The sequence below is a fragment of the Streptomyces sp. P6-2-1 genome, assembly GCF_050613165.1.
Classification (GTDB): Bacteria; Actinomycetota; Actinomycetes; order Streptomycetales; family Streptomycetaceae; genus Streptomyces.
Window position 1 is genome coordinate 809,132 of the sequence record NZ_CP192513.1, and the last position, 11,629, is coordinate 820,760.

General features: G+C 74.4%; 13 protein-coding genes and 7 tRNA genes. 8 read left to right on the plus strand and 12 right to left on the minus strand.

All coding sequences use genetic code 11. The annotated features are described in order from the left end of the window. Nucleotides 1-28 precede the first annotated feature (28 nt). The 4 genes from ACQYWQ_RS03595 to ACQYWQ_RS03610 form a co-directional block, all read right to left on the minus strand. Nucleotides 29-100 (minus strand) — tRNA-Val (locus ACQYWQ_RS03595). Between the two features lie 38 nt (nucleotides 101-138). After that, nucleotides 139-639, minus strand: a complete 501-nt coding sequence (locus ACQYWQ_RS03600; protein ID WP_431032414.1) for an SRPBCC family protein — start codon at nucleotides 637-639, stop codon at nucleotides 139-141. Nucleotides 640-769: 130 nt separating this feature from the next. Next, nucleotides 770-841: transfer RNA gene (locus tag ACQYWQ_RS03605), tRNA-Val, on the minus strand. A 72-nt stretch (nucleotides 842-913) separates the two neighbouring features. Further along, on the minus strand, nucleotides 914-1,363 hold the full coding sequence (locus tag ACQYWQ_RS03610; RefSeq protein ID WP_431032415.1) for a TIGR02611 family protein: 450 nt from the start codon (nucleotides 1,361-1,363) through the stop codon (nucleotides 914-916). A 227-nt stretch (nucleotides 1,364-1,590) separates the two neighbouring features. On the opposite strand from ACQYWQ_RS03610, the gene ACQYWQ_RS03615 reads away from it, so the two are divergent. Together ACQYWQ_RS03615 and ACQYWQ_RS03620 are read left to right on the plus strand one after the other, a co-directional pair. Next, nucleotides 1,591-2,004, plus strand: a complete 414-nt coding sequence (locus ACQYWQ_RS03615) for an SsgA family sporulation/cell division regulator (protein WP_003959770.1) — start codon at nucleotides 1,591-1,593, stop codon at nucleotides 2,002-2,004. Nucleotides 2,005-2,238: 234 nt separating this feature from the next. Next, nucleotides 2,239-2,799 carry a CGNR zinc finger domain-containing protein gene (locus tag ACQYWQ_RS03620; RefSeq protein ID WP_431032416.1) on the plus strand — a complete coding sequence of 187 codons (561 nt, stop codon included), beginning with the start codon at nucleotides 2,239-2,241 and terminating at the stop codon, nucleotides 2,797-2,799. Nucleotides 2,800-2,896: 97 nt separating this feature from the next. Here the strand turns inward: ACQYWQ_RS03620 and ACQYWQ_RS03625 are convergent, their stop codons facing one another. Further along, complete coding sequence (locus ACQYWQ_RS03625) at nucleotides 2,897-3,259, minus strand: hypothetical protein (RefSeq protein ID WP_431032417.1); 363 nt, start codon at nucleotides 3,257-3,259, stop codon at nucleotides 2,897-2,899. Nucleotides 3,260-3,477: 218 nt separating this feature from the next. Continuing rightward, nucleotides 3,478-3,945, minus strand: a complete 468-nt coding sequence (locus ACQYWQ_RS03630) for a hypothetical protein (protein WP_431039052.1) — start codon at nucleotides 3,943-3,945, stop codon at nucleotides 3,478-3,480. Nucleotides 3,946-4,186: 241 nt separating this feature from the next. On the opposite strand from ACQYWQ_RS03630, the gene ACQYWQ_RS03635 reads away from it, so the two are divergent. Next, entirely contained in the window at nucleotides 4,187-4,708 is a 522-nt protein-coding gene (locus tag ACQYWQ_RS03635; RefSeq protein ID WP_431032418.1) for a DsbA family protein, read from the plus strand. Between the two features lie 142 nt (nucleotides 4,709-4,850). On the opposite strand, the gene ACQYWQ_RS03640 is transcribed toward ACQYWQ_RS03635, so the two are convergent. Genes ACQYWQ_RS03640 through ACQYWQ_RS03650 form a run of 3 tightly spaced genes read right to left on the minus strand, consistent with a single transcriptional unit; the run spans nucleotide 4,851 to nucleotide 7,658 of the window. Beyond that, on the minus strand, nucleotides 4,851-5,672 hold the full coding sequence (locus ACQYWQ_RS03640) for a GNAT family N-acetyltransferase (protein WP_431032419.1): 822 nt from the start codon (nucleotides 5,670-5,672) through the stop codon (nucleotides 4,851-4,853). Nucleotides 5,673-5,715: 43 nt separating this feature from the next. After that, entirely contained in the window at nucleotides 5,716-6,549 is an 834-nt protein-coding gene (locus tag ACQYWQ_RS03645; RefSeq protein WP_431032420.1) for an aminotransferase class IV, read from the minus strand. Further along, nucleotides 6,546-7,658: a chorismate-binding protein gene (locus tag ACQYWQ_RS03650; RefSeq protein WP_431032421.1), complete on the minus strand. Its 1,113-nt coding sequence runs from the start codon at nucleotides 7,656-7,658 to the stop codon at nucleotides 6,546-6,548. Before ACQYWQ_RS03650 ends, ACQYWQ_RS03645 begins: the two co-directional genes overlap by 4 nt. Nucleotides 7,659-7,838: 180 nt before the next feature. Between ACQYWQ_RS03650 and ACQYWQ_RS03655 the strand changes: the two genes are divergently transcribed. The 5 genes from ACQYWQ_RS03655 (at nucleotide 7,839) to ACQYWQ_RS03675 (ending at nucleotide 8,318) form a co-directional block, all read left to right on the plus strand. Beyond that, nucleotides 7,839-7,911: transfer RNA gene (locus ACQYWQ_RS03655), tRNA-Gly, on the plus strand. Nucleotides 7,912-7,946: 35 nt separating this feature from the next. Continuing rightward, nucleotides 7,947-8,020, plus strand: a tRNA-Cys gene (locus tag ACQYWQ_RS03660). A gap of 1 nt (nucleotide 8,021) precedes the next feature. Continuing rightward, nucleotides 8,022-8,093: transfer RNA gene (locus ACQYWQ_RS03665), tRNA-Val, on the plus strand. Nucleotides 8,094-8,128: 35 nt separating this feature from the next. Continuing rightward, nucleotides 8,129-8,200 (plus strand) — tRNA-Val (locus tag ACQYWQ_RS03670). 46 nt (nucleotides 8,201-8,246) lie between these two features. Next, a tRNA-Val gene (locus ACQYWQ_RS03675) sits at nucleotides 8,247-8,318 on the plus strand. Nucleotides 8,319-8,476: 158 nt separating this feature from the next. Here the strand turns inward: ACQYWQ_RS03675 and ACQYWQ_RS03680 are convergent. The 3 genes from ACQYWQ_RS03680 to ACQYWQ_RS03690 all read right to left on the minus strand — a co-directional run bounded on the left by ACQYWQ_RS03680 (nucleotide 8,477) and on the right by ACQYWQ_RS03690 (nucleotide 11,244). Beyond that, a complete protein-coding gene (locus ACQYWQ_RS03680; protein ID WP_431032422.1) occupies nucleotides 8,477-8,746 on the minus strand; it encodes a zf-TFIIB domain-containing protein in 270 nt (89 codons plus the stop codon). Between the two features lie 84 nt (nucleotides 8,747-8,830). Further along, on the minus strand, nucleotides 8,831-9,814 hold the full coding sequence (locus ACQYWQ_RS03685) for a phosphotransferase family protein (RefSeq protein ID WP_431032423.1): 984 nt from the start codon (nucleotides 9,812-9,814) through the stop codon (nucleotides 8,831-8,833). A gap of 1,262 nt (nucleotides 9,815-11,076) precedes the next feature. Then, nucleotides 11,077-11,244, minus strand: coding sequence for a hypothetical protein (locus ACQYWQ_RS03690; RefSeq protein WP_010263598.1), 168 nt, complete (start codon nucleotides 11,242-11,244; stop codon nucleotides 11,077-11,079). Between the last annotated feature and the right edge of the window lie 385 nt (nucleotides 11,245-11,629).

Consider the following 11,629-nt stretch of genomic DNA (forward strand, 5'->3'; position numbering starts at 1 on the left):
CGTCAACTCGACGGACCGGCCTACCCGGTGGGCGATACTGGGTTCGAACCAGTGACCTCTTCGGTGTGAACGAAGCGCTCTTCCACTGAGCTAATCGCCCGGGACGCAAGGAACCATACAGGGCCCGGCGCCCTTCGTTCAAACCGCTTCCCCAGGCCCCGGCGCACCGTCTTCCGCCCTGGTGAGCGCGGCCCGCAGCGCGCGCTCCCCCGCCCGCATCATGAGCCGGTGGTTGAGCCGCAGCAGCGGCCGGCCGGGCAGCGACATGAGCCGCAGCGGGAGGGTCACGACCTCGACCCGCTGCTCGAACTCGGCGAGCGTCCCCGCGCCCCAGGGGCTCAGCCGCCAGCCCAGCTCCCCGCGGATGTCCCCGCCGACCGCGGCACGCAGCACGCCCACGCCGTCGGGGCCGGGCCCCCGCGAGGGCCCGGGCATCTCACGGATCGTGACGCGCAGGTCGTACGGGAGCACGGAGCGGATGCGCGCCGAGCCGCTGCGGCCGTCGGGCGCGGTGCGCGCGGCACGCACCTGGGGCCACCAGAGCGGGTACTCCTCGGGCCGCGCGAGCACCGCGTACACGCGCCGGGGCGGGGCGGGGAGCAGCCAGCGGCTGCGGAAGCGGTAGTGGTACGGGTGCATGGCGCGAGTCTGCCCCGGCGGGCGCCGCGCGACGCCCCGGACGCGTTCCGCGCGAGCCCGGACGCCTTCCGCGCCGCCCCTGACACGACTGCGGCCCGGAGGCTGTGAAGCCTCCGGGCCGGTCCCGGGGTGGGCGATACTGGGTTCGAACCAGTGACCTCTTCGGTGTGAACGAAGCGCTCTTCCACTGAGCTAATCGCCCGGACGCAGAGAGAACATTACCCCATGTCAGGGGGTGCTCCGCCCGGGCGCGTCACGCGGGGCCGCCGGGCGCTCACTCCGTGATGTTCCAGGGAAGTTCCAGGCCGAAGCGTGCCACGTACACGAGGACGAGCGCCGCGATGACCACCAGGCCGACGCTGGTGAGGACGATGTTGCGGCGGCGGACCCTGGGGTCGAGCGCTTTGTGCGCGGCCTCGGTGACCTTGCGCTTCGTCCAGCGGAGCACGAGCTGGGCCCAGACGAACTCGGTGGCCCAGATCGCCATGCCGCCGAAGATCACCACCCAGCCGGGTCCCGGCAGGACGAGCATGAGGACCCCGGCGACGACGACAGCGAGCCCGACGACGAAGACGCCGACCTGCCAGCTGAGGTGAAGCGTGCGGCGTTCCCGGACGAAGCGCGGCGCTCGCGAACCGAGGCCCTTCGCGGGCTCCTCCGGCGTCGAGCCCTCGGGCTCCGGCGTCTGTTCCCGCTGCTCGGGCACGTTCCTCGTCTCGTTCATGACCCCCGTCATCCTGTCCTCGCACCGCCCCTCCGGTGCGTCCGGACTCTACCCGAGTGGCACGCCCACCGGAACGGAGGTAAGGCGACAAAAAGGATTCGCCCGTACGAGTGACGCAAAGCACAAGAAACCGCCCAGAGGGGTTTACAACGGCACCGTAGGTGGCATGTCGATTTCGCCGACGTGCGAATCCCCGAGCGCACACTGAGCGAAAGGCCCTGGCGCTTATGAACACCACGGTGAGCTGCGAGCTGCACCTGCGCCTCGTTGTGTCGAGCGAGTCGTCCCTGCCGGTCCCGGCAGGGCTGCGGTATGACACGGCCGATCCCTACGCCGTGCACGCCACCTTCCACACCGGAGCCGAGGAGACCGTCGAGTGGGTCTTCGCCCGCGACCTCCTCGCCGAGGGCCTGCACCGGCCCACGGGTACCGGCGATGTCCGCGTCTGGCCGTCCCGCAGCCACGGTCAGGGCGTCGTCTGTATCGCGCTCAGCTCGCCGGAGGGCGAGGCGCTGCTGGAGGCCCCCGCGCGGGCCCTGGAGTCCTTCCTCAAGCGGACCGACGCCGCCGTGCCACCCGGCACGGAACACCGCCACTTCGACCTGGACACGGAGCTGTCGCACATCCTGGCCGAGAGCTGAGAGCGGCTGCCGCCAGAAGCCGACGTCAGGAGGCCCACCCCGACGACCCGCACCGCCCGACTCGGGGCGGCGGTACGGGTCCCGCCCCGCCCACGGCCCGCCGTGGGAGGAGTACGGCACGGCCGCCGTTCCGGTACGCCCGGAGCGGCGGCCGTGTCGTGTCCCGACCCGGCCCGGACTAGCATCGGCCGTCACCGGCGGGCAGGGGGCCCGCCTCGGGGCAGGGGGTCCACGGTGCTGATCACCCACGACACGCGGTGCGCACTGGAGGCGGTGGTCGACCTGGTCAACAGCGCTCCGGCGGAGGGCCGGGCCGAGACGCTCGCCACGGTGGCCGAGCTGGAGGAATTCGTACGCGCGCACCGCCTCAGCGACACCGGGGTGCTCGACACCTCGGACGTCCAGGCGCTGCACCACGTGCGGGCCCGCTTCGCGGAGGTCTTCGCCGCCCCGGACAGCGTGTCGGCGGTACGGATCATCAACGAGCTGGTCGCGACCGCGGGCACCACGCCCCGGCTCACCGACCACGACGGCTACGACTGGCACGTGCACTACTTCGCGCCGGGCGCCTCGCTCGCCGACCACCTCGCCGCCGACTGCGGCATGGCACTCGCCTTCTTCGTCGTCGCCGACGAACGCGAGCGACTGCGCCGCTGCGGGGCGCCTGACTGCGGCCGCGCCTTCGTCGACCTCTCCCGCAACCGCTCGCGCCGCTACTGCGACAGCCGCACCTGCGGAAACCGTCTCCACGTCGCCGCCTACCGCGCCCGCCGCAAGGAGGCGACCACGAACTGACCCAGCCGGAGACGGCACGCCCGAACCCGGGCCACCCACTGGGGCGGCCCGGGCCACGGCCCACCCCGGCGAGCGCTTGCCCCCCTGCCCTGCGGCCTCAGCTCAGGTAGAGGTCGTGGACCGCGCCCATCAGCAGGAGCAGGCCCACCACCGTCAGGAAGATCATCAGCGGTGGCTGGGAGAGGGCGAAGAGGCAGCCCGCCTCGTTCCCCGTGGGCGTGCGGTGCGCCTGCGTGACGGCCTCGGGCCGCTCGTCGGGGGTGGGGGCGTCCACGGGGTCGGGGGCGCTCGGTGGCGCCGCGGGCGCCGGTCCTGCCGACGACGCCGGCACCTGGGTGGCGGACGGTGGGCGGGGAGCGGGGACGGCGAGGCCGGGGCACGCTGCGCGGTGCGGCGGGACGGGCAGGGGCGGAACGGAGACCGCTGCCGCCTGCCCCTCGTCCAGGGAGGTCTCGGGCATGACGCAGCGATCATGACCCACCCGCCACGGCTCCCCGGCCCGAAATGCCCCTCAGGTCGCGGAATTCACCGGTTCACGCGTACGAGTTCTATTGACGCAGAGTGATGGGGCACCCCGAGCTGCCACGTTCCCCCTGTGATTCGAACAGCCGTGTCTCACCCCTCGGAACACACGGAACACACGGAACACAGGGACCACGCGGAACGCACGCCGGCGGCTCAGATCCCGTGCTTCTTCAGGATCGCCTCGATGTCGCTGAAGTCCTCGTCGGGCTTCGCGCCACGCGAGGAACCGGCGGCCCGGCCCGCACCGCCGGACGCCGGACGAGCGGGCTCGCGCCCTGGGAGCGCCGGGCCCGATGCAGCCGGTGCGGTGGCCTCGTTCTCCTTGGCGGCGCGGGCCGCGGCCCTGCGCTCCTTGCGGGTCCCGTACTTGCGCCGCTCGACCGAACGCGTCGCGAGGAAGAGCAGCCAGGCGGCCCCGAGCACCACGAAACCGGCCCAGGCCATCGGGCTGAACGCGGTGTGCGCGAGCCACTTCACGACACCCGTCATGACGAGGCCGATCGGCACGAGCGAGTACGCGGCGATCCGTGCCGCGCTCAGGAAGCGCTTGCGGTAGGCGGTGACGGCGGCGATCCCCAGGCCGGCCACCGATACGGCGGAACAGATCGTCTCGGCGAGCATCGGGGCCCCTCCAGGCATCTCCGTACGGCATCCACCGGCTCCGCGCCCGTGCGCCTCGCCGGTCCTCTTCCCCTCCATCGTGCACCGTCCGGGGGAACGACGACATGGGGACAGCCCCACCCCGTGCCGAAATGGGGGACTTCTCAGGGTCGCCGTCCCGAAAGGATCAGGGTTTTCTCAGGGGTGTGCGAGGGAACCCCGCGTGCGCGGGCACCGCGCACGCCAGTGGGAAACTGGCCCGATGAACGAACCCACGCCCGCCCCCGCCGCCCACTCCCCCGTCGTCCTCGACGTCTGGTGCGAGCTTCAGTGCCCCGACTGCCGCACCGCCCTCGACGACCTGGACGCGCTGCGCGCGCGGTACGGCGACCGACTGGAGATCCGGCTGCGCCACTTCCCGCTGGAGAAGCACAAGCACGCCTTCGCCGGCGCGCAGGCGGCCGAGGAGGCGTTCGCCCAGGGGCAGGGGTGGCCCTTCGTGGCGGGCGTGCTGCGCCGCGTCGCGGAGTTCGCCGCGGCGGGGGAACCGTTCCTCGTCGAGGTCGCCGGTGAACTCGGCCTGAACGCTGAGGAGTTCGACACCGCGCTGATCGACGGGCGGCACATCCTGGCCGTGGACGCCGATCAGGCCGAGGGCAAGGCCCTGGGCGTCAAGGGCACGCCCACGTACGAGATCGGCGGCACGCTCCTCGACGGCAGCACGTCCCAGGAGGGGCTGCGCGAGCGGATCGAGGAGATCGCGGACGGGCTTCTGGCGGGCTGAGCGCGCGAGACCGGTTCCGGTCCGCACCCGGCCGGTTCCGCGCCGCACGGCCCACACCCGCCCCGGAACCGGCCGGGCCCACGGCCACTCGCCCACGGCCACAGCCACAGCCACAGCCACAGCCACAGCCACAGCGGCAGGCTCAGCCCAGTGGCTTCACGAAGTGGTGGTGGAAGGGCCGGTAGCCGAGCGAGGTGTAGAGCCGCAGCGCCGGGGCGTTGCTTGTGTGGACGGTGAGTTCCGCCGCGCGGTGGCCCTCCGTGAGCCCGTCGGCCTCGGTCCACCGCAGCAGGGAGCGTCCGTGGCCCCGGCCGCGGTGCTCCTCGGCGACCTCGACGGCCATCACGTAGACGTCCGTCTCGCGGTCGGCGACCCACAGGGTGCCGACCGCGACACCTTCGTGCTCCAGGACCCACAGCCGTTGACCGTGGCTGCGCAGGCCCCGCGGGAAGGAGGCGGCGAGGTCGTGCGCGGAGACTTCGCGCGCCTGGTCCTCCCCCAGCCCGAGGTGCTCGCGCAACACCCCGGCGTGCGCGAGCTGTTCGCGCTCCCGCCACACACCGAACTCGGCCTCGGTCATGGGCCGCGCGACGGAGCCCGCGGGCAGCCCTGGGGCCCGTCCCTGGAGCACCTTGCGCAGGACGCGCGCGTCCTCCACGTACCCGAGCGAGGTGGCGAGCCGCAGCCCGGCCTCGGACCCGGCAGGGACCACGCCTTCAACGCGCCGGCAGCCCCAGCTCCGCAGCACCTCCTCGGCGGCGAGCACGGCGACCGCCGCGCGCCCCCTGCCCCGGTCGTCCTCCGCGACGCGGAGGCCGACTATGGACCCGAGTCCGTACCCGGGACGTGCGCTCAGGACGAGCCCGCCCACGGGGCGGCTGTTGACGCGGATCTCGTACGCACGGTGACGGGCCCCGCCGGGATCTTGCTGAAGCGGCTCGGTCGGCCGCAGGGTCGTGGTCATCACGGCCTTTCTACCCCGCGCCCTCGCCGCCCCACCAGGGTGCTCAGGCGGGGTCCCGCTCCGCGGCGGAGCGCTCGGCGAAGACGCGCATCGCCTTCGCCGTGACGGGTCCGGGGGCCTGCCCCAGGGCACGGTCGTCGACGCGGTGCACGGCCTGGACGTCGCGCGTCGTCGAGGTCAGGAAGATCTCGTCGGCGCGCTCCAGGACGTCGAGAGGGAGGTCGCGCTCCTGCGCGCCCGCCCACTCGGCGACGAGGGCGCGCGTGACGCCGGCGAGGCAGCCGGAGGCGAGCGGCGGCGTGCAGAGGGTCCCGTCGAGCACGACGAAGACGTTGGAGCCCGTGCCCTCGCAGAGCTGTCCCACGGTGTTGGCGAACAGCGCCTCGGAGGCGCCGTGCTCGTGCGCGCGGGCCAGCGCGAGGACGTTCTCCCCGTACGAGGTCGTCTTGAGCCCGCTCAGCGCGCCGCGCTCGTTGCGCACCCACGGCACCGTGACGGCGGCGGTGGTGTCGGGCCGCGGCGCGATGGCGCCGACGGCGACGATGAGGGTCGGCGCCTCCGTACCGCGGTCGGAGCTGAGCGGCGAGACACCGCCGGTGTACGTGATGCGCAGCCGCCCGAGCGCGACGGGCTCGGCATCGAGCACGGCGGCGCACGCGCGGCGCACCTCGTCGAGATCGGGCTCGGGGAGGCCGAGTCCTGCGGCGGAACGGGCGAGCCTGTCGAGGTGCCTGCTGAGCGCGAACGGGGCCCCGTCGACGGCCTTGACCGTCTCGAACACGCCGTCCCCCACGGTGATGCCGTGGTCCAGCGCGGAGACGCGCGCCTCCTCGGCGGCCCGCAGTCCGCCGTTGATCCAGATGGTGCGCACAGTCATCGGGGGCTTCCTTCGCTTTCGGCGGTCTCGGCGGTCACGGCGGTTTCCGGGGGACGGACGGGCTCCGGTACGGGGGCCTCTCCGGGGCCCGACGCTATCGCGAGCAGCCGCGCCGCCTTCAGCTCGGTCTCGCGCCATTCGCGCTCCGGGTCCGAGCCCCACGTGATACCGGCCCCCGTGCCGAAGCGCACGACGGGGCCCGCGGGCTCCGCGCGGTCGATCCAGAAGGTACGGATACCCACGGCGAGCCGCCCCGTACCGCGATCGGCGTCGACCCAGCCGATGCCACCGCAGTAGGGACCGCGCGGTGCCGTCTCCAGCGCCGCGATGAGGCGCAGGGCGCTCGACTTGGGCGCCCCCGTGACGGAGCCGGGAGGGAAGCTCGCGGCGAGCAGTCCTGGCCAGCCCACGCCGGGCGCGAGTTCGCCCCGTACCGTCGAGACGAGGTGCACGAGCCCCGGGTGCCGCTCCACGGCGCACAGTTCGGGGACGGTGACGCTGCCCGTCGTGCAGGCGCGGCCGAGGTCGTTGCGGACGAGGTCCACGATCATGACGTTCTCGGCGTGGTCCTTCTCCAGGAGGTCGTCCGGGGTCCGTCCCGTGCCCTTGATGGGGCCCGAGTCCACGACGCGGCCCGCGCGGCGCAGGAAGAGTTCGGGTGACGCGCTCGCGATCTCGACGCCGTGCGCGGGCAGCCGCACGACGCAGGCGTACGGGGCGGGGTTGTCGCGCGCGAGGAGCGCGCCGAGCGCGTCCACGTCGGCGGCGGGATCGGGCAGCGGGGCGCTCAGGACGCGGCAGAGGTTCGCCTGGTAGACCTCGCCGCGCGCGATGCGGGCGCGAATCTCCCGTACCCCCGCGGTGTACGCGGCGTGGTCGAGCGAGGAGGTCCACGCGTCCGCGCGCGGGCCGCGCCAGGCGCCGGGGCGCGCGGGCGCGGCCTTCGCCCTGCGTACGTCGTCGAAGCGGGCGCAGACGAGGGCGCCGTCGAAGTCGGCGACGACGGCCCAGAAGCCGGAGCTGTCGAGCGCGGCGGGGTCGCTCGTGACGTCCCGCAGACCGGTGGCGAGCAGGTCGCCGAAGCGGGCGAGGGGGGTCGGGGGGTGCACGCGGGGAGTGTAGGCAGGCGCCGGGGAGCGGGCTCCGCGCGGGGCGTGCGCCGTGGCCGTCCGCTCGCTCCCCGTGGCCGTGCACGCGCACGCTGCGCAAACGCGTTTTTGTACTGGCCCGGGAATCCGCTAGAGTTCCACTCGTCGCCGGGACGCGCCAAGTGCCCCGGACACCGACAAGCGGACGTAGCTCAGTTGGTAGAGCGCAACCTTGCCAAGGTTGAGGTCGCCAGTTCGAACCTGGTCGTCCGCTCGATGATGAAGGACTTCCCGAGTTCTTCATTACGGGGTGGAGTGGCCGAGAGGCGAGGCAACGGCCTGCAAAGCCGTCTACACGGGTTCAAATCCCGTCTCCACCTCCAAGGACGATTAGCTCAGCGGGAGAGCGCTTCCCTGACACGGAAGAGGTCACTGGTTCAATCCCAGTATCGTCCACCGAGACCGGGCCCCCGGGCCGCGCGTCTCGTCCCGCGCGATTAGCTCAGCGGGAGAGCGCTTCCCTGACACGGAAGAGGTCACTGGTTCAATCCCAGTATCGCGCACGTGAGTTCACCTCTCGCGGCCTTCGGGTCGCGAGGGTGGTCCCGAGGACGATTAGCTCAGCGGGAGAGCGCTTCCCTGACACGGAAGAGGTCACTGGTTCAATCCCAGTATCGTCCACGCACCGAAGCCCCTGGCCCTGCGGCCGGGGGCTTCTTCGTGCGCGGGGGCCCGGAGCGGTGCGGTGCGCGGGCCGTGGCGGTCTCGTACGCGCGCGGGCGGCCTCTCGCACGTACGAGACCGCCCGCTTGCCCGGCGCCCGGCTCAGGGCTCAGGGCTCAGGAGGAGAAGAGCATCCGGCCGAAGCCGCGGCGACCGCCGTGGTGACCGTGGTGACCGCCGTGGTGCGGGGCGCCCCAGGGGGCGGCAGGGGCCGCGGGGTATGCCTGCGGCGGCGGGGCCGGCTGCGACCACTGCGATTCCAGGCGGGTCAGCGACTCCAGCTCTCCGTAGTCCAGGAATATCCCGCGGCAGCCGCCGCACTGCTCGATCTGGACTCCGCTGCGGTTGTACGTGTGCATGGGGGCACCGCACTTCGGACAATGCATCCTGGCTCCAACTCCTCGCCTGACGCGACGGTTTCCCGGGTACCGGGCCGTCCTCATTCCTCCTGTCAGGACGCGCGGACGGGGTCAGGAGTTCCCCTCGGGACGGGCGGGCGGCAGCTCGGCGATCCGGGCGCAGGCGTCGAGTACCGCGGTCTCCGCGTCGTCCAGCGGACGGCCCGCCTCGGTCGCCTTGGCCAGGGCGAGCGCGGCGGTCTGCACGGTGAGGGCGCGCGCGGGGACGTCGAGCCGGGGCCAGGGGTCGCCCTCGCCGGGCACCGCGCTGCCGCCCGCGGCCCGGTAGGCGCCGAGGAAGGTGGACCAGTCGGCGGCCGAGAGCAGTCCGCAGCCGTGCCAGGCCGCGGGTCTGGCGAGGTCCCAGGCGGGATCGCCGAGGCCCAGGTCGTCGATGTCGATGAGCCGCCACGGGCCGTGCGGGGCCGGGTGGCGCACGAGCTGTCCGAGGTGGAGGTCGCCGTGGCACAGCGCGAGGGCGGGCCCTGCCGTCTCGCCGCGCGCCCAGGCGGGCAGCGTCGCCCAGGCGCGCAGGACGAGGGCGCCGCCCTGCGGCGCGGCCTTCCGCATCCGCGCGACGGCGCGGGCCGCCTTCACCGGGCCGCGCATGGCGGGCAGCGGCCCTGGCAGCGCGTGCGGGTCGGCGGTGTGCAGGCGGGCCAGGAGGACGGCCGCCTCTTCCCAGGGGGCCAGTTCGGGGGCGTGCGGGTCCACGGGGGAGCCGTGGGGCCAGCAGCTGATCAGGCGGGTGCCGTGCGCGAGGGGGCCGAGCGGGGGCAGCAGTACCCCGGCGAGCGCGGGGTGCGCGGCGACCGCGAGGCGCGCGCTGAGTTCGGCGGGCGGGGTGCCGGGCGCGTGCGCCTTCGCGACGACGTCTCCGTGCCGTACGACGGTGCCGTCGGGCCGGTCGGCGAGCACGGGCTCGGCGACGTCAGGGGAACGCGGGATGCCCGCGCCAGCGCGCCGGACGCAGGAGCAGGGACCTTCCAGGCGGTGCGCGGCCGTGCGGGCGTGCCCGCGCAGCGCGGTGACGAGATCGTCCGCGGTACGGGGCACCGAGGGCGCCCCGGGCCCCGGAGGCGCGGGGAACGCGGTGTCCTCGTGCTGCCGCGCCGCCACGACCCCGGCGTGCCCGGGCGTCCCGACGCCGGGGTGCCCGGGCGTCCCGACGCCGGGGTGCCCGGGCGTCCCGACGCCGGGGTGCCCAGGCGCTACGACGTCGGCGTGCCCGGGTCCGGAGGGGCCGCCGGGTCCTTCGGCCGCGGCCGCCTCCCGGTCTTCGCTCGTTCCCGTCCGCCGCCCGTCACCGTCCCGTGCCGGGGCGGGGCCGCCCCGATCCCCGGGCAGCCCCGCCCCTGCGAGCTGTCCGCCGACCGGGCGACCGCCGTCCCGCGCGGGGCCGCCTTCCCCCGTACCGAGGGCACCGCTCCCCTGCGCCGGAGCGATGTCCTCCCGTGCGGCCCCTTCCTGGGCGCCGCCTGCGGCGGAGCCCCCGATCCGCGGTGGCGGGGAGTCTGGCAGGGCGCCCTTCTCCGTCCCCGCGAGGGCTCCGGGGCTTTCGCCGTGCGGGTCCGTGCCGGGCGCGCGGGCTGCGCCGGGTGAGGGGCGGTCGCGATCGCCGCCGTCGCGCACGGCCGCCGCGGTGCCGGGCGGCCCGCCGGGGCGCGGCCCCGCGGCACCGGCCCCGCTCCCACCCGGGTCCGTGGCGGAGGGCGGGGGCCCGGGGAGGGGCCCGGGGCGCGCGGCCCGTGTCCCGGCTCCGTCGTCATCCGCGCCTGTTCCTGTGCCTTCCCCGGCGGCCGCGCCCCGCTGCTTTCCGGCGGCAGCCTCCCGAGGGGCTGCCGCGGTCCGGGTTCGGGCGGCTCCGGTCCCGGCCCGGGCGGCGCCCGTCCCCGTCCCCGCTTCTGCCCCGTGCCGCAGGGGCTCCGTCCGGGGGGTTCCTGAGCGGGACGGTGTCGCCCCTTCGGTCTCGGTGCGCGCCCTCGCGCTGCCCGTCGCGCAGTCCTTCGTGCTGTCCCGTCCTTCGCCCGGGCGCGTGCCGTGCGGCCTCGCCGGGGCCCCCTGGCTCTCGCCGTGCGGAGCCGGGCGGGCGGGCGGCCGGGGGGCGGTCACAGGGACGGCCGGGTGGTCGGGTGCACGTGTGCGAGCCTAGGGAATCTCCGCGGATTCCGCGCGGGCGGGCAAAAATGATGCCCGCGCGGCTCCCCAGCCGCGCGGGCATCTGTTGCCGTCCGCCGCACCCCCGTCCCCACGGGGTTTCACGGGCATGGATGTCCCCGCCCGGACCGCTCTTCCGGGCCCGTGACGCTAACCGCGCGTCACGGCATCATGCCCACGGACGACGCCTGGAGGACCACTGCTTCCCAGCCGCCGAAGACGACGACGAGCAGGGCCGCGAGGGGAAGGACGATGGCGGCGGCCACCAGGGGGTGGCGGCGCGCGGGGCGCGTGCGAGCACGGGGTGCCTCGGGCACGGTCGTGGCCATCGGTCCTTCTCCTGCCGAAGGTGTCGGTCGTGAGAGCGACGGGGGCGTGACCTCGGGGGGTGGGTGGCGCTCCCGTCGCTGTGCCTCCATCCTCGCCCCCCGGGATAGAGGGGGTCGTCATGCCCTCGTACCGAATCCCGGGCCTCCCCCAGGAGGATGGCGGAGGGGTCCCCTACTCCCCTGGGTGGAGATCCCCTGGGGGACTCCCCTGAGAGCCGTGATGTGGATCACGGGCGGAAGGCGGGATTCCGGTGGGGGCGGGTGGGGCCGCGGGCGCTCGCCGGGGCGAGTGCGACAGCGGCTCCGCGGCGCGGGGCGACTCGCTCCCCCTCGGCGAAAAGGCCCCCAGCCTGCGGGAATTGGGTGAAAAGGGGGACACCGTACG